Here is an 18,853-nt window from a genome sequence, read left to right as displayed (position 1 = left end):
CCGCTGTGATCAGGGCAGCGCGAAGTGATATTCGCGCTGCAGCCAGACGTCCGCCGCGCGCGGAATCGCGAACAGGAAGCCCTGGCCGTAGCGGCAGCCGATGCGCAGCAAAGCCTCGCGCTGGCTTTCTTCTTCGATACCTTCGGCGATCACCTGCATCTGTAGCGAATCTGCCAATACCTGAATGGCGCGCACCACCGCAACGCTATGGCTGCCTTCGCGTGGGAGTTCGGTGATGAATGAGCGATCCACTTTGAGCGTGCCGATCGGGTATTGGTGCAGGTAGCTCAGCGAGGAATAACCCGTGCCGAAGTCGTCCAGCGCGATGCCAACGCCGTGGGCGCGCAGCGTGTCGAGAATGCGCTTCACCTGCGAGGCGTTTTCCAGCAAGGCGCGCTCGGTAACTTCGATGCGCAGGCAGTGCGGTGGCAGCTTGTGGGCTTCGAGCAGGTCGAGCAGGCGGCGATCCAGATCCGCCGAGCGGAAATGGCGGCCGGAAACATTGATGCTGACAAAGCCATCGTTGCCGGCGAGCGCTTCGGCCTGTGCGCAGACTTGATCGAAGATCTGCCAGTCGATGCTTTCGGAGCAGCCGCTTTCCTCTGCCACAGCCAGAAAATCACTGGGCGTAAGCAGGCCGCGGTCCGGGTGACGCCAGCGCAGTAAGGCTTCGTAGCCGACGGTGCGACCGTCTTCCAGCGACACAATGGGCTGATAGAACGGGACGAACTCGTTGCGGCTCAGGGCGCGTCGCAGGTCGCCTTCCATTTCCAACAGAGACAATGCTTCGCGACGCAGACGATCGTCGAACACGGCGGCGCGATGGCGGCCTTCGTCCTTGGCGCGATACATGGCTGCATCGGCGTCGCGCAGCAGTTCTTCGGGACGCTGGTAATGCGGGCCGGGCAGGGCGATACCAATCGAGGCGGAGGTGAAGATCTCCTTGGCGCCGAGGCGGAACGGCGTCTGCAATTCCGCGATGATGCGCTCGGCGATCAGCAGCGCCATTCTGGCATCGGTGATGCCTTCGGCCAGTACAGCGAATTCATCGCCACCGAGACGCGCGACCACGTCGCGGGTTTTCAGGCAGGCGCGGATGCGGCCGCCGACCTGGAACAACAGATCGTCGCCGACCAGATGACCCACCGAGTCGTTGATGACCTTGAAGCGGTCCAGGTCGATGAACAGCACGGCAAACAGATCCTGCGCGTTGCCGTGGTAGCGCTGCAGGGCCTGTTCCAGGCGTTGCAGCAGCAAGGTGCGATTGGGCAGGCCGGTTAGCGAATCGTGCAGGGTTTCGTATTTGAGGCGGCGCTCGACGCGTTCGCGCTCGGCGATCTGTTCGCGCAGGTCACGGTTGGCTAGCGCCAACGCGCGCGTGCGTTCGGTGACGCGGCGTTCCAGGCCCGCATAGGCCTGTTTCAGCGATTCCGTGGTGTGCTTGCGCTGCAGCGCGTTGGCCACGTGATAACTGACGAAGGTCAGCAACTCCTGGTCGCGCACGTCGTAGGTGTGCTCGGGCGAATAGCTCTGCACTGCCAGCACACCCATGGAGCGCTCGCCCCAGATCAGTGGCACGCCCAGCCAGCAAACCGAGCGTGAGCCGTGCTGGCCGATTTCGCCCACACGCTGCAGCCGGTCGATGTCCTCGGGAGCGGCGAGCAGCGGCTTGCCGTGGCGCAATACGTATTCGGTGAGGCCGCGCCCATGCGAGCGGGGCAGGCGCACGGTATCGAATTCGTCTACCGAGTAAGGGAAGGTGAGCTGGTTCGGTTCTTCGTCGAGCAGGGCGATGTAGAAGTTGCGCGCGTAGAGCAGGCCGCCGATGACACGGTGCACGGCAGCGTAGAAATTTTCCAGGCTCTCGGAGGCGTTGGCCAGTTCGGCGATGCGGAACAACGCCGCCTGTAGCCGTTCGCCGCGCTGGCGCTGGAGTACTTGCTGACGCAGCACGCGATTGGCTTCGCGAAGGGCGGCGGTGCGGCTGGTGACGCGGCGTTCCAGTTCGGCATGGGCTTCGCGGCGCTCCAGTGCCGTCTGCACATGCTTGGCGACGTAGCTCAGCAGTTCGCGATCATGCTGGGTGTAATGCGTATCTTCGCGATAGCTCTGCATCACGATGCCACCCATCACGCGACCGTCGCGCAACAGGGGCACGCCCAGCCAGTGCTCGCAGACCGGTCCCAGCAGCACGAACTGGCCGCTGAACTGGCGAGCCAGTTCATCCACCGATCCCATGATGGGCTGGCCGCTCTGCAGCAGATTCCAGGTGAGACTATGGCGCATGTCCTGCAGCGGCACACTCTGATCGGGCGCGGGCGGATCCTTGTCCATGGTGTCCACGTAGTACGGAAAGCGCACGCTGTCGGTGGCGGCGTCGTACAGCGCGATGTAGAAGTTCTCCGCGTACATCAGGCTACCGAGGATGGCGTGCAGCGAGTGCATCATCTCGGCCATGTTGTGCTCGGTGCTGGCCTGGTCAGCGATGGCATACAGCGCGCGCTGCAAGCGTTCGGCCATGGCCAGTCGGGAGATCGCTTCGTACAGCCGGGAGGTCTCGGCCAGCTGACGCAGGCGCGAGGAGGCCAGTCGGCCCAGCCAACTCAGCTGGTCACCTAGGTGTTCCGGTAGCGGGTCCCCTGGAAGCTGCAGCACCAGCATGCGCAGGCCCTGGGGGTCTTCGGCCAGGTCCAGATGTTGCGGGATGTCGGGCTCAGGTTCGGAAGAGGCGTCCAGCAGGCGCCAGTGCAGGGTTCCTTGGATACCGAGGGCCTGGATCACCGCTTCACAGACTTCGAGGACGCAGGCTGAGTCAGTAGCGCGGAACAATCCTTCGACAGCCGTATGCAAGGCCGCGGTTTGTAAATCCGCGGGCCGGGGCGTGAGGGCGCTGCTGGTAGGTGCTGAACTCATCCAGTGCGGACCGGTCCATGCAAAGCGAGATATGTCAGATGCGCCTTTATATCGTCTCTGTTCAGTGTTGTCGCTGGGCGCCAGAGGATTCCTGCCGGCTCCAGGGGGCGTTTTTCGGGGACTAAAACCCAAGCGATTCTGAGGGTTGGATCACTGAAATGCCGGCCTGGGAGGGGTGTTAGTAAAAAGTAAAATGTGCTAGGCTTTTACTCGCCCGAACCCACGGGGAGCGGGTACTGGCCTCCACCTGTTATTTACCGGACTTACGGTATTTCCTGATCATGCGCCGTTTGCTGCTAGCCATGCCGATTCTGCTGATGCCGCTTGTCGCGGCAGGGCAGTCGCTGGCCGGCGATACGCATGAGCTGGCCAACCGCCTGCTGACGCAGAAGCCCGATCAGGTTGCTCAGGTTGGTCCTGGCGTGGCGGTGCCGCTATGGCGCGGTACTGACGGTCGCTGGCTGGCGCTGAAGGCGGACAACAACAGCTTCGCCGGCACCAAGCGCAACGATGGGCCGTTGCAGTTCAGCGTGGTGGACGCGGCAAATGCGATGTCCACCGACCTGACCTACGGGCTCGGTTCCAATCTGCAGGCGCATGTGGGCGTCAGTGAGCACACCTGGGTCAATAGTCGCGTGCCGCGCGTGATCGGTAGCGAAGTGGGCGCCACATATGACGATGGCCGCTATAGCTTGGGCCTCAGCGTCGGTGCGAACAGCACACCAAATAATTCAACGTTGCCGCGACTGCTTCCTGGTGGCGGCCCGGGCGTCAATGGCCTGAGTGGCTTCGATAGCAGCGCGCAGCTCAATGCGCGTGGCCGAGTGGCGCTGGACAGCAAGAGCGGCATCGACCTCGGTGCCAGCGTCGGTCGCGTTCGCCTGTTGCCTGGCAACGTGCTGGGCATCAATACGCTGGACCAGAAGGCATTGAGCTTCGGCGTTGATCGCGGTCCGCTGAGCGGTGGCGTGGTCGGCCGTGTGATGCAGCCCACCGCGGGGATTCCGGGCTCTCCTCTCAATGGGGATCGTCGCTGGAGCAGCATCGATCTCGGCGTGACGGTGCGTCTGCCGTGGCAGGGTCAGTTGAGCATCGGCGCGCAGAATGTGTGGTCTTCCGGCAACGCGGTGAATACGCCGGCGGGACCGGAGCCGGACCAGTCGCGTACGCCCTACGTGCAATATCACCAGGATCTCTGAATCCCGCAGGTTTGATAAACAAAGACGCCGTCGCTTGAGCGACGGCGTCTTTGTTTGTGCGGATGGTGGCATCAGTCTTGTCGGCGGATGCGCAGGTCGCCGCTGAAGGTCTCGATCTTGATGCGGCCGCTGCCGCTGCCGGCTGTCGTGTCCAGTTCGGAACCCGGGCCATGCTCCACCTTCCGCGGCGTACCGAAATCGCTGCGCAGGTCGCCGCTAAAGCTGCTGGCGTGGATGACCGCGGAAAGGTTGCCGGGCACCTGCAGCTGCACGTCGCCACTCATGCTGTCCACATCCAGGCTGCCGCCCGACGCGGCGCCGCCGGACACCTGCACATCGCCGGAAACCGTGCTGAGGTTCAGCCGCTTCCACGGGCCACCGTTCACGCGGATGCGTCCTGACACCGTCTGCAGCTCGGCCTCCTGCCCCACCGATGGTGCAAGGATGTCACCGCTCACCGTTTGCAAATTCACCTTGTCCGCGTGGCCGGCTAGCTCGACGCTGCCACTGACGGCTTCCGCCTCGACCGATGGCGAGCGCGCATTGATGCGCACCTTGCCGCTCACCGAATTGACCTTGATCGTGCCACCGTCGATGCCATCGATGCCGGCCGGTGCGCTCACCACTTCCACATCGAGCGAGGCGCCCTTGGGCACGCGCACGTCCAGCGAGCTGCTGCCCATGGAGGCGTCGCTGTTCCAGTTGAACCAGCCGGATTTACCCAGCGGCTCCACCTTGATCGAAAGATTGCTGTTGGTGCCCTCGATGCTCATCGGCCTGGCACCATCGCCGAGTCGCCCGGTGACCTGCACCTGATTGCGGTCCCACGCCGTGATGTTCACTGCGCCCTTGACGTTGCTGACGTCCACGCGAACGTTGGGGCTGGCGTCATGGCTGAGGTTGATGGGTGTATCGGCCAGGGCCTGGCCGATCGACAAAGCCAGCAGGAGAGGGATGTAACGTGCGGTTTTCATGAGTGTGCTCCGGTGACTCAGCCTGCCTGGTTTTCCATCTGACGCAATTGCAATTGCCGCTTCTCGGTACGGTCGAGCAGGCGCTGCAGCGCGGGCGAATGCGGTGCCTGCTGAATGGCCTGTTGTAGTTCCATGCGAGCCGCGTCCAGCTCCACTGCGGCGCCGGCCAGGCGCGGATCGGTGGGTTTCCAGTGATCGACGCTGGCGAGATCGGTGGCCGGTGCCGCGGGGTGCTGTGTTCGTTGCAGCTGCAAGTTAAGACTGCCGGCGAGCAGGGAGAGGCCGGCGAAACCGGCGGCGAGCAACCAGGCCTGGCGGCGCGACGCACGCGCCGTCGGAGTCTGTACGCCTGCGTCGGCATCCAGGGCGGCTGCGATGTCCGGCCACAGATCGCGGCGCGGCGACACCGGTTCGCGCAGGGCGCGCATCTGGCGGTGCCATTCGAGTTCGTTCATGACGCTTCTCCTAAAACTTTCCGCAGCAGACCGCGTGCGCGGTGCAGTTGCGCTTTCGACGAGCCGACGGCCATGCCGAGCTCGACGCCGATGTCTTCATGCCGCCAGCCTTCGATGTCGTGCAAGACCAGCACGGCCCGGGCCCGCGGTGGCAAACGCCCGATGGCGCGTTCCAGTTCTTCGCGTTCGGCCGCGCAGAACGGGGTTTCGCCGTGCTCGGGCAGGCTGTCCTCGTCCATCATGCTGACCGGGTCTGAGCCGCGCGAGCGGATGTCCATCAGCGCCAGGTTCACCGCAAGCCGGTACAGCCAGGTGCCGAAGCTGCTCTCGTGGCGGAATCCCTCGAGCTTCTGCCAGGCGCGCACGAAGGCGTCCTGGGTGAGATCTTCGGCGCGCGCATGGTCGTAGCCGGCCAGCCGGTAAACCGCGCCGTAAACGCGGTCCACGTGTTGCCGGTACAGCCGCTGGAAAGCGGAGCGGTCCCCGGCGGCGGCCGCGCGCACATCATCCGCGTCGTCGGATTCTGCGGCGGGGGCAGGCGACATGGAGCTTCCGGTGGCGAGGCAGGCGCTGATCATCTTGCCAGCTTAGATGCGCCTGTGTGCGGCAGGGTTTAGAGAAGATAGAAACAAAGCGTGGCCGGACCATTGCAGTCCGGCCACGTGGACAGCATCAGGAGGCGACCGCTTCGCGGCGCGGCTCTGCCGCGGCGATGGCCTTGGCTACGCGTTGCTGTTCGTCGTGCAGGTGCTTGGGCATGCGTGCGCCGAAGCTGTGCAAGTAATCGCCGATGGCATCGAGCTCGGCCTGCCAGCCGCTGTGGTCCACCTCGAGCAGTTCTTCAAGCGTGGCAGCGTTGAGATCCAGGCCATCGAGACGCAGCTCGCCCTTGGCGGGCAGCGTGCCGATTGGCGTCACCTGACCTTCGGCCGTGCCCTTTACGCGGGCGATCATCCACTCAAGCACGCGCAGGTTGTCTCCGAAACCAGGCCACAGGAACTTGCCGTCCTTGCCCTTGCGGAACCAGTTCACGTGGAAAATCTTCGGTAGCTTCGCGCCGGCCTGATCGAACGACAGCCAGTGCTTGAAGTAGTCGCCGTAGTGATAGCCACAGAACGGCTTCATCGCCATCGAGTCACGGCGCAGCACGCCGACCGCACCGGTAGCGGCGGCGGTCGTCTCCGAACCCATCGCGGCGCCGACCAGCACACCGTGTGCCCAGTCACGCGCCTCGAACACCAGCGGCACCAGCGACGGGCGGCGGCCGCCGAATACGATGGCGCTGATCGGCACGCCCTGCGCGTCCTCGGCCTTGGGCGACCAGGTCGGGCACTGCTTTGCGCTTACCGTGAAGCGAGAATTCGGATGTGCCGCCGGACCGTTCGCTGCGTCGTACGGACGACCCTGCCAATCGGTGATCGGCGTGCCGGGCAGGCCTTCCCACCAGGGCTGGTTGTCGGCGGTCACAGCGACATTGGTGAAGATGGTGTCGCGCGCAATACTGGCCAGCGCGTTCGGATTGCTGCTGTCGCTAGTGCCCGGGGCCACGCCGAAGAAGCCGGCCTCAGGGTTGATCGCGTATAGACGGCCATCCGCACCGGGGCGCATCCAGCAGATGTCGTCGCCTACGGTCCACACCTTCCAGCCATCCTTGCGATAACCGTCCGGCGGAATCAGCATGGCAAGGTTCGTCTTGCCGCAAGCCGAGGGGAATGCGGCGGCGACGTAATGCGTTTCGCCCTGCGGGTTCTCGATGCCTACGATCAGCATGTGCTCGGCCAGCCAGCCTTCCGACTTGGCCTGCCAGCTGGCGATGCGCAGAGCGTGGCACTTTTTGCCGAGCAGGGCGTTGCCACCGTAGCCCGAGCCGTACGACTTGATCGTTAGCTCTTCGGGGAAATGCATGATGAAGCGACGCTCCGGATCCAGCTCGCCGATGGAGTGCAGGCCCTTCACGAAACTGCCCTCGCGCTCGATACGCGCCAGCGCCGCGGCGCCCATGCGCGTCATCGTGCGCATATTGGCGACCACGTAAGGGCTGTCGGTGATCTCCACGCCGCAACGGGCCAGTGGCGAATCGATCGGACCCATGCAGTACGGGATGACGTACAAAGTGCGCCCTTCCATGCAGCCGTCGAACAGCGCGTCGATCTTGGCGTGCGCGTCGGCCGGGGCCATCCAGTGATTGTTCGGGCCGGCGGCCTCCTCGTCCTTGGTACAGACGAAAGTGAGGTGTTCAACGCGGGCCACGTCGGAGGGGTTCGAGCGGTGCAAGTAGCAGCCCGGATGGGTCTGCTGGTTCAGCTCGATCAGGTCGCCGGTTTGCAGCATCTGCTGCACCAGCTGTTGGTATTCGGCGTCCGAGCCATCGCACCAATGGATGCGGGCAGGGCGCGTCAGCGTCGCCACCTCGTTCACCCAGCGCTGCAGCGCCTCCAGCTTGCTCGCCATGCATTCCTCACTCTGGTCTTAGGATAAAAAAGAGCAGAAACGGTAGTTTGCGTGCACTGGCATTGCAAGGCGAGGTGCAGCAAAACGGCCCCGAAGGGCCGCCAAGATGCTGATGCGACAGGCCTTTCAGCCAGGCGTGAGCGTGGTGATCATGTGCTCGACATACGCGTCGAACTCTTCATGACTGATACGCGGTAGACCCAGCGTGAAGTTCAGTTGCAGGAAGCCGACATAGGCGGCGTAAGTCAGTCGCGCACGATTCAATGCCTCTGGCGGGGGTAGTCCGGCTTCGCGATAGATGGTGGTGAGGAATTCCATGCGCCGCTGCGAGACGCGCGCCATCACCGGCACCACCTGCGGGTGATCCAGCGCCTTGAGCAGGGCAGCGTAGACGCGATGGGGGGCGATCTCGTGCGCCACGCGGCGGAACAGCTCCGGCAGGCGCGCGCGGGGGTCGGGCATGGCCTCGATCTGGCTGATCACTTCGCGCTCGCCGTATTGCTCCCAGCGCTCCAGCGCGGCTTGCAACAGGGCTTCGCGGGTGCGGAAGTGCCAATAAAAACTGCCCTTGGTCACACCCAGCTGACGGGCCAGGGCTTCGACGGCCAGGGCACCGACGCCCTGGTCGGCGATCAGCCTGAGGGCGGCATCTTCCCAGTCCTCGGCGGAGAGGCGGGTCCGTTCGGGTTTTGCGCTGACATTCATCAGAGCATGGTAGCCCCAGTCGAGGCCTTTGCAATCGGCTGGGCTGCAAGCCGTTGATTACAAGGGGTCTTGCCGCGTGGTTGACGGAAGCTTGGAAGAGCATCCATACTCAAGCGTATGGTTATTGCGACGCCACCCGCCACAACAAATTCCCGTTTCGTCACCGCCGACGGTGTCGGATTGTCGGTCGATCTGCGCAACCCCGAGGGTGCTCCACTGCTGCTGTTTGCGCATGGTTTCGGCCAGACGCGCGGCGCATGGAATGCTGCTGCGGCGACGCTGGCGCAGGAAGGCTGCCGCTGCGTGAGCTTCGACACTCGCGGCCACGGTGAGAGCGATCGCGTCCCCGGTGGTGACTACCACATGGAGCAGTTCGTCTCCGACCTGGTGCAGCTGGGTCATGCGCAGCCCTCCCGGCCAGTGCTGGTGGGCGCTTCGATGGGCGGCCTGCTCGGTCTGGTGGTGGCCGGAGAAATCGATCCCTCGCTGTTCCGCGCCCTGGTGTTGGTCGACATCACACCGCGCTGGGAAACTGCGGGCGTGGAACGCATCCTGGCCTTCATGCAGGCGCATCCCGATGGCTTCGCCGACTACGCCGAGGCGGCCGAACAAATCGCGGCTTATCTGCCGCATCGTGCCGGCCGCAAGAGCGAGGAACAGTTGCGCCCTCTGCTGCGCGAAGGCGCCGATGGCCGCCTGCGCTGGCATTGGGACCCCGCCTTGCTCGGTGGCGTGGTGAGCGAAAGCGAGCGCTACCAGCCGCGCCTGATGGCCGCTGCTGCCAAAGTGCAGGTGCCGGTGCTGTTGCTTTCCGGTGGCCGCAGCGACGTAGTGTCGCGCGACACGGTGGGCGAATTCATGCAGCTGGTGCCGCATGCCGAACACGTGGAGCTGCCGCGCGCTACTCATATGGTGGCTGGCGACGCCAACGATGCTTTCACCCGCGAGATCGCACGATTCGTGCGGTCTCTGGCTTAACTGAGCCACATGAATCGAGCAGTGCTTATGTCTGTCTTCTGCAACAACGTCATTCGTAACGAGGTGCCGTGATGTCCGTGATCCTGACCCTGCTGGCGGCGCTGATCGCTACCGGCGCCTGTGCCTACCATCGCAGCAGCCTGCGCACCTGGGCGATCGTCACCGTGGTCACCACGCTGGTGGTCGGCCTGATCGCGCAGGCGCCATGGACCATGGTGATCCTGCTGATTATCGAGTTGGCGATTGCCGTGCCACTGCTGATGATGGATTTCCGACGCAAGAAGATCAGCGCACCGTTGCTCAAGCTGTTCGCCAAGGTGACGCCGAAACTCTCCGAGACCGAGCAGACCGCACTCGAGGCCGGCACCGTCGGTTTCGAAGGCGAGCTGTTCTCCGGCAAGCCGGACTGGCACGAGCTGCTGAAGCAGCCGAAGCCGGAACTGAGCACCGAGGAGCAAGCCTTCATGGACGGCCCGGTGGAACAGCTGTGCGGGATGATCGACGACTGGCAGATCACTCACGAGCTCGCCGACCTGCCGCCAGATGTCTGGGCCTTCCTGAAGAAGCACAAGTTCTTCGGCATGATCATCCCGAAGCAGTACGGCGGCCTGGGTTTCTCCGCGCTGGCGCACTCGGCCGTGCTGCAGAAGCTGGCCACCATGTCGGCCACCGTGGCTTCCACCGTCGCCGTGCCCAACTCGCTCGGCCCGGCGGAGCTGCTGTTGCACTACGGCAGCGACGAGCAGAAGAACTACTACCTGCCGCGCCTTGCCGTCGGAGAAGAGATTCCGTGTTTCGCGCTTACCGGTCCGTATGCGGGTTCGGATGCCACGTCGATCACCGACTTCGGCATCGTCTGCAAGCAGACGGTGGATGGTGTCGAAACGGTGGGCGTGAAGCTCACCTTCGACAAGCGCTACATCACACTGGCGCCGATCGCCACCGTGGTCGGCCTGGCCTTCCGCATGTACGACCCGGAGAAATTGCTGGGCGACAAGGAAGACATGGGCATCACCCTGGCGCTGCTGCCGCGCACCACCCCGGGCCTGGAAATCGGTCGCCGCCACTTCCCGCTCAACGTGCCGTTCCAGAACGGCCCGCTGCACGGCAAGGATGTATTCGTGCCGCTGTCCACCCTGATCGGTGGCCCGCACATGGCCGGCCATGGCTGGCGCATGCTGGTGGAATGTCTCTCGGTCGGCCGCGCGATCTCGCTGCCATCCAACGCGACGGGCGGCGTGCGCGCCGCTGTCGCGGCTACCGGTGCCTATGCGCGCATGCGCAAGCAATTCGGCCTGGCCATCGCCCGCTTCGAGGGTGTGGAAGAAGCTTTGGCCCGCATCGGCGGTCTGACCTACGCCACGGCCGCGTTGTCGCGTGCGACCGCCGCGGCGGTGGATCGCGGCGAGAAGCCGGCGGTGCCGTCGGCCATTGCCAAGTATCACGCCACCGAATGGGGCCGTGTGATCGCCGGTGACGCGATGGACGTGCACGGCGGCAAGGCCGTGCAGCTCGGCCCGAAGAACTATGCCGGCCGCGCCTGGCAGGGTGTGCCGATCGCCATCACGGTGGAAGGAGCGAACATCATGACGCGCAGCCTGATGATCTTCGGTCAGGGTGCGATCCGCTGCCATCCCTACGTGCTGAAGGAAATGCAGGCGCTGACCATCGCCGACTACAGCGAGCGCCTGAAGACCTTCGACCGCGCGCTGTTCGGTCATATCGGCTTTGGCATCTCCAACGCCGTGCGCGCCTTCACCCTGGGCATCACCGGTTCGCGCATCGGCGAGACCGCGGGCGACGCTTACACCCGCCGCTACTACCGCAAGCTCAACCGCTACTCCGCCGCACTGGCTCTGTGCGCCGACACCTTCATGGGTGTGCTCGGCGGCAAGCTGAAGTTCAAGGAGAAGCTGTCGGCTCGCCTGGGCGACGTGCTGAGCTATCTGTACATTGCCAGCGCCATGCTCAAGCGCTACGAAGACACCGGCCGTCCGGAAGCGGATCGTCCGCTGCTGGCCTGGGCCTTCCATGAGTGCATGTGGCGTACGCAGATGGCGCTGGACGGCGCGATCCGCAACTTCCCGGTGAGGCCGGTTTCGTGGCTGCTGCGCGCGCTGGTGTTCCCGTTCGGTCGCCGCGAAGTGCCGCCGTCGGATCGCTTGGGTCGCCGTGTCGCCGCGATCATCACTGCACCCGGCGAAGCGCGCGATCGTCTGACTGAGTGGGTTTACCTCACGCCCACCGCCAACAACACCATCGGCCGCATGAATGCTTTGCTGCCCGACGTGATTGCTGCCGAGCCGGTCGATCGCAAGTTCGGCAAGGCGCAGAAGGCCGGCCAGTTCACCTCGCACGATTACTTCGGCCAGCTGGTTGAAGCGGAGAAGGCCGGGGTGATCGACGCTTCCGAAGCGGCCCTGCTCAAGCGTGTGCGCGAAGGCGTGTTCGAGTTCATTTCGGTGGACGATTTCGATCCGTCGGAGCTGGGTGCGGCCAAGACGCGCGCCGACGAAAAGAAGAAGCTGGCAGACGCCGCATGACGCAGCCCGCGGTCTCTACTGGACGGAGCACTCGCTCCGTCCAGGTGGGAGTGCCGTCATGAGCGCGGCGCTGTCGGCCTGGCGCCGCCTCGTTTCGTGGCCCTGCGGCCAGTGGCTGTTCTCGCGACTGATCTGTTTCAAGGCGCCGTACTTCGCCACCATCGCGCCACGCTTTCTGGTGCTAGAGCCAGGGCGCTGCGAAATCCGCATCCGCGACCGCCGACGTGTGCACAACCACATCGGCACAGTGCACGCGATCGCGTTGTGCAATCTCGCCGAGCTGAGCGGCGGCACCATGACCGACATCTCGATCCCGTCCAGCATGCGCTGGATTCCCAAAGGCATGTCGGTCGAATACCTGGCGAAGGCAGTGGGTGCCATGCACGCAGTGGCCACACCCGAGCGCGCGGCCGTGGAATCCACAGAAGGCTACGAGTGGCCGGTCGCGATCAGTGTGCGCGATGCCGGTGGCCAGGAAGTCTTCCGCGCCCGCATCAGCATGTGGGTTTCGCCGCGCAGCCGCCGTTGAGCGGCTGGATTCAGGTGGCGAGAGCGCAACGGTTCTTGCCGCCGTCCTTCGCCGCGTAGAGTGCACGGTCCGCAGCCTGGATCAGTTCTTCATCGTGACCGGCATCGCCGTGGCCCAGTGCGATGCCGATGCTTGCACTTATCTTCGCCTCGAAAGCGCCGTGCCGTCCCTGTAGCGGATAAGGCTGTGCAAGCCGTTCGCCAATCTGCCGGCAGCGTTCCATCAGCGCAGGAGCGTCGGTTACATCTTCCAGGATCAGCGCGAACTCATCGCCGCCAAGACGCGCCACCGTGTCGTTGGCGCGCAGCTGTTGGCGCAGGCGCACCGCGATGGCCTGCAGCAACGCGTCGCCGGCAGGATGGCCGTGCCCGTCGTTGACGCCCTTGAAGCCATCGATATCTAGCAATGCAAGCGCAAAGCTGCCATGGCGCGTTGCGCGTTGCATGGCGGTAAGTAGGCGGTCGTGAAACAGCGTGCGGTTGGGCAGGCCGGTCAGCATGTCGTGCGTGGCCTGGTGACGAATCTGCTCTTCCACGCGCTTGCGCTCGGTGATCTCGATGCCAAGCTGGCGATTGCGTTCCGATAGCGTGTCCAGCGTGGCGCTCAGCTGCGCGCGTGCTGAGTACAGATCCAGGAATACGCGTACCTTCGATTGCAGGATCGCGTCGTTGACCGGCTTGGCGAGGTAGTCCACCGCACCGAAGCGGTAGCCCTTGAGCCGGTTGATGTCGTCCGCATAGGCGGCGGTGACGAAGATGATCGGCGTTTCGCGCAGCCGCTCCGCCTCACCCAACAGCGCGGCGACCTCGAAACCGTCCATCTCCGGCATGTTCACGTCGAGCAGGATCAGCGCGAACTGATGATCCAGGCACATCGCCAGCGCCGCGTTGCCGCTGTCAGCTTCGAAGAGCTGTGCGCCACAGTCGGCGAGCAGCCGGCGCATGGCGACCAGATTGGCAGGAGTGTCGTCGACGACGAGGATCTTGGGCATTGCGGCATTCATGGCAGACACAGGCGGTTGAGCAGCGGCGCGATAGCCGCGAGGGGCAGACGATGATCGGCGCCGGCATGATCCAGCGCCGCCTGGGGCATGACCGGTGATTCGGCGTCACCGGGTTCTTGCACGATGGCGACCCCGCCAAGCCGGCGGATGGTCGCGAGGCCTTCGGCACCGTCCTTGTTGGCGCCGGTCAGCACCACGCCGACCAGCGTGTCGCGATACGCCTCGGCCGCCGAATCGAACAGCACGTCGATGGATGGCCGCGCAAAGCTCACGCGCGGATCCACCGATAGCGCGAAACGCCGGTCCGGCTCCACCAGCAGGTGATAACCGCTGGGCGCGATATGCACCATGCCCGGCTGCAGCGGCTCGCGTTCGCGTGCTTCGATCACCGGCAGCGTGGAGTGGCCGGCCAGCAGTTCGCACAGCAGGTCGACATTGGCCGAACCGGTGTGGCAACACACCACCAACGGCTGCGGCAGCTGCGGATCGAGCGCGGCGAGCAAGCTCTCCAGCGCGCTCAGTCCGCCCGCCGAACAACCCATCACGATGGCCTCCGGCGTGTTCATCTCACTCACCGGCCGGCGTACGCGGCCCGAGGCGGTAGATGCGCAGCCCGGTGTCGACCGGCACGAAATCCGCCGCCGAAGGCGCGAAGTCCAGGCTCTCTCGCGTACCCAGGCAGAGGAAGCCGCCACGCACCAGGCTGTCGCGGAACAGTGCCAGCGTGCGGTCCTGCAAAGGGTCGGAGAAATAGATCAGCACGTTGCGGCAAAGCACCAGATGCGCTTCGCAGAACACTTCGTCGGTGACCAGGTTGTGGTTGGCAAAGATCACGTTACGGCGTAGCCGCTGGTCGAGCTTGATCAGCTCGTAGCGCGCGCTGTAGTAGTCGGCCAATGTGTGGCTGCCGCCGGCGGCCAGATAGTTGCGCGACCACAACTGCGCCTCCTTGGCCGGATAGATGCCTTCCTGCGCGTGGCGCAAGGCACTCTCGTTGAAGTCGGTGGCATAGATCTGTGTGCGCTCATACAGGCCGGCTTCTTCCAGCAGGATGGCGAGCGAATACACCTCCTGCCCGTGCGCGCAGCCGGCCTGCCAGATATTGATCTGCGGATAGGAAGCCAGCAGCGGAAAGACCTGTTCGCGCAGGGTGCGGAACACATCAGGGTCGCGGAACATTTCCGACACCGGTACCGACAGGCCTTCCAGCACGGTCTGCAGAAAACCCGCTTCATGCAACAGACGCGCGGTGAGTTCGCTGATCGTGCCGGTCTGTTGCGTCTGCACCAGTTGCAATACCCGCCGTTTCAGCGAGGCGGGCGAGTACTGACTAAAGTCGTAGCCATGGCCCAGCTGAAGCGCGCGCACAAACAACTCGACTTCGATGTCTTCCAGCGCAACGTCGGGTACAGATTCTGCTGGACGGCCATCCGGTTTCATCGGTGCAGCCATACGCGCATCATCGACGACAGTTTGTCGATGTCGATCGGCTTGGAAAGATAGTCGTTGGCGCCAGCCTCCAGGCATTTCTCGCGATCGCCGCGCATGGCCTTGGCGGTGAGCGCGATGATCGGCAGCTTGGCCAGTCGCGTTTGCGCGCGCACTTCGCGGATGGTGTCGTAGCCATCCATCACCGGCATCATGATGTCCATCAGCACCAGCTCGATGTCGTCGTGCTCGGCCAGGGTCTTCAGCGCCTTCTGCCCATCCTGCGCCATCGCCACGTTCATGCCCCAGCCGCGCAACACCTTGGACAACGCGAACAGGTTGCGCATGTCGTCGTCCACCAGTAGCACCTTGCGCTCACGCAGCTCACCCGCCGGCGCGTTGGCGGTAGCGGTGGTCGCAGCAGCGGCCGAATGGCGGCCGCCCTGAATGCTGTGCAGGAACAGACTTACCTCGTCCATCAGGCGCTCCGGCGAGCGCGCACCCTTGATCACGATGCTGTCGGTGTACTGGCGTAGCTTGAGACTTTCCTCGCGGCTCAGCTCGCGACCGGAATAAACCACCACTGGGGGAATCTGGCCGGAAGCGGAAAGCTGCTCCAGAAATTCCATGCCCGACATGCCCGGCAGACCCAGATCGAGCACGATGCAGTCATAACTGACCGAGTCCATCCGCTCCAGCGCTTCCTCCGCGCTGCCGACCTCATCAACCGCGACATGGTCGTAGCGCAGCAGGGTACGCATGGCCGCGCGCGAGTCCGCGTCGTCGTCGACGATCAGCAGATGGCGCATATGGCCTTCGGCGAAATGCAGCAGGCGTTCGAACGCCCCGCCGATCGCCTCGCGGCTCACCGGTTTGGTGAGGAAGCCGACCGCGCCGAGTTCGCGGCCACGACTGGCCTCATCCACGGCGGAAATGAAATGCACAGGGATATGGCGGGTGCTGGGACTTTCCTTGAGGCGTGCGATCACCATCCAGCCGTCCATGCCCGGCAGCATCACATCGAGCAGGATGCCGGTGGGCCGGTATTGCAGCGCCAGCTGCAGGCCGGATTCGCCATCCGCGGCCGCCAGCACGCGATAACTCTTGCGATGCACCATGTCGGCCAGGATGCGCGCGAATACCGGATCGTCCTCGACGATCAGGATCGCCGTGTCGCCCGCTGCAATGGTGTGCCGGTCGTCCTCGATGGTTTCCGGCAGCAGCGCGGGTGTAGGGGCAGGGCGCGCGATTGCTTGCGGCAGACTCGCGCTGGGCGCGGTCTCTCGGGCAGCCGTGGCGTCGGCCTGTTCAGGCAGCAGGATAATGAAGGTGCTGCCGCGCCCTTCTTCGCTGCGCAGCTCGATGTCGCCACCGAGCAGTTCCACCAGGCGCCGCGAAATGGCCAGGCCGAGTCCCGTGCCGCCGTACTGGCGGCTCGTGCCGGCATCCACTTGCTCGAACGCATGGAAGATCCGCTGCAGCTTGTTCGGCGGAATGCCGATGCCGGTATCGTTGACCGCGATAGCGATGACGCCCTTGCCCTGCAAGCGCTCCGGTAGTGGGATATCCGACGCGGGGCGGCCGATGCGCACCGTGACCGCGCCTTGATGGGTGAACTTGAAGGCGTTGCCGATCAGGTTGTTGGCGACCTGTTCCAGCTTGGCAGCGTCGGTATAGAGCGTAGTGGGTAGGCCGGGCTCGATCTCCACGCGGAAACCGAGCTGCTTCTCCTGCGCCACGTGGGCGAAGGTGCGCATCAGCACGCGTTCGAGATCGCCCAGCGGCAAATCGCCCAGCACCAACTCCATCTTGCCGGCCTCGACCTTGGACAGATCGAGGATGTCGTTGATCAGGCGCAGTAGATTGGTGCCGGAGTCATGGATGATCCGTGCCGATTCGATCTGCTCGCCGTCGAGATTGCCTTCGCGGTTGTCGGCCAGGTTGCGCGACAAGATCAGCAAGCTGTTGAGCGGCGTGCGCAGCTCGTGCGACATGTTGGCGAGGAATTCGGACTTGTACTGGCTGGCGCGCGCGAGTTCTTCGGCCTTTTCCTGTGTTTCGCGCTGCAGGCTTTCCAGCACCTGTTTCTGCTGGTTCAGCGTGTCGGTCTTCTGTCGCAGTTCTTCGTTGGAGGCCTGCAGTTCTTCGGTCTGTACACGCAGTTCTTCCTCCGACGCCAGCAGGCGCTGCGACTGCTCCTGCAATTCCTGCGTCTTCGCGCTGAGTTCTTCGTTGGTGACTTGCAGATCCTGCTGCTGGCGGCGAAGCGTGTCTTCGGAGGCGCGCAGTTCGTCGGCCTGTTCGCTAGTGCGCTTGAGTAGATCCTGCGTGCGCAGCGCGCGACCCAAGTTTTCCAGCGACAGCGCCGCGATCGGAAGCAGCTCGTCGAGCAGGTGCTGCTGCGGCTCGGTGAGGTGATGGAAGCTGGCCAGTTCCAGCACGCCCAGCAGCTTGTCGCGCAGTAGCAGCGGCAGCACGGTGATGCTGCGCGGTACCGCCTCGCCGGTGCCGGAATGGATGCGCACGTAATCGTCGGGCACATTCTGCAGCGTGATCAGTTTGCGCTCCACGGCGCACTGACCCACCAGACCTTCGCCCAACGCGTATCGCGTGCTCAGGTGGCGCCGCTGCTGATAGCCATAGCTGCCCTGCAGTTGCAGGCTCGCATCGCTTTCGTCGCAGGCATAGAACACGCCGACGCCGCCCTGCAGCAGCGGCACCAGGGTACTGGTGAGGCGCTCGGCAAACTCGCGCTGGTTGCTGACCGTCTGCAACTCGCCGGCAATCTGCGAGACGTGAGTCTTCACCCAGGTCTGTGCGCTAGTCTCGATCGCCATCTGCTTGAACACTTGCAGGGCGCGCGCTATTTCGCCAATTTCGTCGCGGCGTTCCAGTTGGCGGATATCGACGGAATGGTCGTGCTGGGCCAGCCGCGTCATCAGGTCGGTCATGCGGCGGATCGGCCGGGTGATCAGGCGGAACGTAATCAGGATCACCAGACCGCCCAGCAGAATGCTCAGCAGCAGGGTGGTCCAGGTGACGACGCGCACCACCATAACGTCGCGCTGCTGAGCGCCTTCACGCTGGTTGAGCAGCGCCGCTTCGGTATCGTCCATCTGCTTGATTAGCGCGCGGATTTCCTCGACGCGCACTGAGCGGTGATCGAGATAGTTGGCCTGCATACGTTCGCGCTCCAGCGCGGCGGCGGCCGGGTCGGCGGTCTTGATCGCGCCGACGGCCTCGATGCCGTTCTGCGAGACCTCTTTCTGCCACTGCGCCGTCATGGTCACCAGGCGATCGATGCGGCCCTGTTGCAATGGGTTGTCGCTGGTCATCTGACGCAGCTGGGCGACGCTCGCATCCATTGCCTGGTTGGCCTTGTGGAAGGCGTCCACGTCGTCGGGACGCTGGGTGAGCAAGTAGCCGCGCGCGGCTACCTGGCCGTCCAGCAGAGCCTCCAGGACATCGTCCAGCTTGGCCTGTACTTCGTAGGTGTGCCTGGACCAGTGCCAGCTCTCGCCCTGGCGCGACAGTGTCTGCAGACTGACCACGCCGCTGATCACGAACAACAGCACCAGTGCGGTGATGGCGATCAGGATCTTCTGCTGCATCGGTCGATGCGCGAGCCAGCCATATTTACTTGGTGTGGGCGCCATGCGTGTCGTCGCTGTTGAT

The 18,853-nt window shown here is 64.3% G+C and carries 14 protein-coding genes; 4 read left to right on the top strand and 10 right to left on the bottom strand.

Annotated features, from left to right (window positions below; all coding sequences use genetic code 11):
• Positions 1 to 9: 9 nt before the first annotated feature.
• A complete protein-coding gene (locus BM338_RS11370; RefSeq protein ID WP_090450979.1) occupies positions 10 to 2,913 on the bottom strand; it encodes a bifunctional diguanylate cyclase/phosphodiesterase in 2,904 nt (967 codons plus the stop codon).
• Between the two features lie 281 nt (positions 2,914 to 3,194).
• Between BM338_RS11370 and BM338_RS11365 the strand changes: the two genes are divergently transcribed.
• On the top strand, positions 3,195 to 4,112 hold the full coding sequence (locus tag BM338_RS11365) for a hypothetical protein (protein ID WP_090450978.1): 918 nt from the start codon (positions 3,195 to 3,197) through the stop codon (positions 4,110 to 4,112).
• A 71-nt stretch (positions 4,113 to 4,183) separates the two neighbouring features.
• Here the strand turns inward: BM338_RS11365 and BM338_RS11360 are convergent, their stop codons facing one another.
• The 5 genes from BM338_RS11360 to BM338_RS11340 form a co-directional block, all read right to left on the bottom strand.
• Entirely contained in the window at positions 4,184 to 5,086 is a 903-nt protein-coding gene (locus BM338_RS11360; RefSeq protein WP_090450977.1) for a DUF4097 family beta strand repeat-containing protein, read from the bottom strand.
• Positions 5,087 to 5,103: 17 nt separating this feature from the next.
• On the bottom strand, positions 5,104 to 5,541 hold the full coding sequence (locus BM338_RS11355) for a hypothetical protein (protein ID WP_090450976.1): 438 nt from the start codon (positions 5,539 to 5,541) through the stop codon (positions 5,104 to 5,106).
• On the bottom strand, positions 5,538 to 6,086 hold the full coding sequence (locus BM338_RS11350) for an RNA polymerase sigma factor (protein ID WP_090450975.1): 549 nt from the start codon (positions 6,084 to 6,086) through the stop codon (positions 5,538 to 5,540). Before BM338_RS11350 ends, BM338_RS11355 begins: the two co-directional genes overlap by 4 nt.
• Before the next feature lie 127 nt (positions 6,087 to 6,213).
• Complete coding sequence (locus BM338_RS11345) at positions 6,214 to 7,992, bottom strand: phosphoenolpyruvate carboxykinase (GTP) (RefSeq protein WP_090450974.1); 1,779 nt, start codon at positions 7,990 to 7,992, stop codon at positions 6,214 to 6,216.
• 126 nt (positions 7,993 to 8,118) lie between these two features.
• Complete coding sequence (locus BM338_RS11340; protein ID WP_090450973.1) at positions 8,119 to 8,697, bottom strand: TetR/AcrR family transcriptional regulator; 579 nt, start codon at positions 8,695 to 8,697, stop codon at positions 8,119 to 8,121.
• 117 nt (positions 8,698 to 8,814) lie between these two features.
• Between BM338_RS11340 and BM338_RS11335 the strand changes: the two genes are divergently transcribed.
• From BM338_RS11335 to BM338_RS11325, 3 genes are all read left to right on the top strand, one after another.
• Positions 8,815 to 9,675, top strand: a complete 861-nt coding sequence (locus tag BM338_RS11335) for an alpha/beta fold hydrolase (RefSeq protein ID WP_090450972.1) — start codon at positions 8,815 to 8,817, stop codon at positions 9,673 to 9,675.
• A gap of 71 nt (positions 9,676 to 9,746) precedes the next feature.
• A complete protein-coding gene (locus BM338_RS11330; protein WP_090450971.1) occupies positions 9,747 to 12,218 on the top strand; it encodes an acyl-CoA dehydrogenase in 2,472 nt (823 codons plus the stop codon).
• A gap of 58 nt (positions 12,219 to 12,276) precedes the next feature.
• Positions 12,277 to 12,747, top strand: coding sequence for a hotdog fold domain-containing protein (locus BM338_RS11325; protein ID WP_090450970.1), 471 nt, complete (start codon positions 12,277 to 12,279; stop codon positions 12,745 to 12,747).
• Positions 12,748 to 12,757: 10 nt separating this feature from the next.
• On the opposite strand, the gene BM338_RS11320 is transcribed toward BM338_RS11325, so the two are convergent.
• The 4 genes from BM338_RS11320 to BM338_RS11305 are packed head-to-tail and all read right to left on the bottom strand — an operon-like array spanning position 12,758 to position 18,789.
• On the bottom strand, positions 12,758 to 13,738 hold the full coding sequence (locus BM338_RS11320) for a diguanylate cyclase domain-containing protein (protein ID WP_255367273.1): 981 nt from the start codon (positions 13,736 to 13,738) through the stop codon (positions 12,758 to 12,760).
• A gap of 8 nt (positions 13,739 to 13,746) precedes the next feature.
• Positions 13,747 to 14,316 carry a chemotaxis protein CheB gene (locus tag BM338_RS11315; RefSeq protein ID WP_090450968.1) on the bottom strand — a complete coding sequence of 190 codons (570 nt, stop codon included), beginning with the start codon at positions 14,314 to 14,316 and terminating at the stop codon, positions 13,747 to 13,749.
• Position 14,317: 1 nt separating this feature from the next.
• Complete coding sequence (locus BM338_RS11310) at positions 14,318 to 15,202, bottom strand: CheR family methyltransferase (RefSeq protein WP_255367272.1); 885 nt, start codon at positions 15,200 to 15,202, stop codon at positions 14,318 to 14,320.
• Positions 15,187 to 18,789, bottom strand: coding sequence for a response regulator (locus tag BM338_RS11305; RefSeq protein WP_255367271.1), 3,603 nt, complete (start codon positions 18,787 to 18,789; stop codon positions 15,187 to 15,189). The genes BM338_RS11310 and BM338_RS11305 overlap by 16 nt, the downstream gene beginning before the upstream one ends.
• Positions 18,790 to 18,853 lie beyond the last annotated feature (64 nt).

Origin of the sequence: Dyella sp. OK004, from assembly GCF_900114495.1 — a bacterium.
GTDB lineage: Bacteria > Pseudomonadota > Gammaproteobacteria > Xanthomonadales > Rhodanobacteraceae > Dyella_D.
Note: the sequence above shows the minus strand (reverse complement) of the source record. Positions and strands in the feature narration are given on the sequence as shown.

Coding starts and splice junctions, on each gene's coding strand:
- BM338_RS11310 (WP_255367272.1), bottom strand. CDS start 15,202: ATGGCTGCACCGATGAAACCGGATGGCCGTCCAGCAGAATCTGTACCC.
- BM338_RS11305 (WP_255367271.1), bottom strand. CDS start 18,789: ATGCAGCAGAAGATCCTGATCGCCATCACCGCACTGGTGCTGTTGTTC.
- BM338_RS11370 (WP_090450979.1), bottom strand. CDS start 2,913: ATGAGTTCAGCACCTACCAGCAGCGCCCTCACGCCCCGGCCCGCGGAT.
- BM338_RS11345 (WP_090450974.1), bottom strand. CDS start 7,992: ATGGCGAGCAAGCTGGAGGCGCTGCAGCGCTGGGTGAACGAGGTGGCG.
- BM338_RS11365 (WP_090450978.1), top strand. CDS start 3,195: ATGCGCCGTTTGCTGCTAGCCATGCCGATTCTGCTGATGCCGCTTGTC.
- BM338_RS11350 (WP_090450975.1), bottom strand. CDS start 6,086: ATGTCGCCTGCCCCCGCCGCAGAATCCGACGACGCGGATGATGTGCGC.
- BM338_RS11325 (WP_090450970.1), top strand. CDS start 12,277: ATGAGCGCGGCGCTGTCGGCCTGGCGCCGCCTCGTTTCGTGGCCCTGC.
- BM338_RS11355 (WP_090450976.1), bottom strand. CDS start 5,541: ATGAACGAACTCGAATGGCACCGCCAGATGCGCGCCCTGCGCGAACCG.
- BM338_RS11340 (WP_090450973.1), bottom strand. CDS start 8,697: ATGAATGTCAGCGCAAAACCCGAACGGACCCGCCTCTCCGCCGAGGAC.
- BM338_RS11335 (WP_090450972.1), top strand. CDS start 8,815: ATGGTTATTGCGACGCCACCCGCCACAACAAATTCCCGTTTCGTCACC.
- BM338_RS11315 (WP_090450968.1), bottom strand. CDS start 14,316: ATGAACACGCCGGAGGCCATCGTGATGGGTTGTTCGGCGGGCGGACTG.
- BM338_RS11360 (WP_090450977.1), bottom strand. CDS start 5,086: ATGAAAACCGCACGTTACATCCCTCTCCTGCTGGCTTTGTCGATCGGC.
- BM338_RS11330 (WP_090450971.1), top strand. CDS start 9,747: ATGTCCGTGATCCTGACCCTGCTGGCGGCGCTGATCGCTACCGGCGCC.
- BM338_RS11320 (WP_255367273.1), bottom strand. CDS start 13,738: ATGCCCAAGATCCTCGTCGTCGACGACACTCCTGCCAATCTGGTCGCC.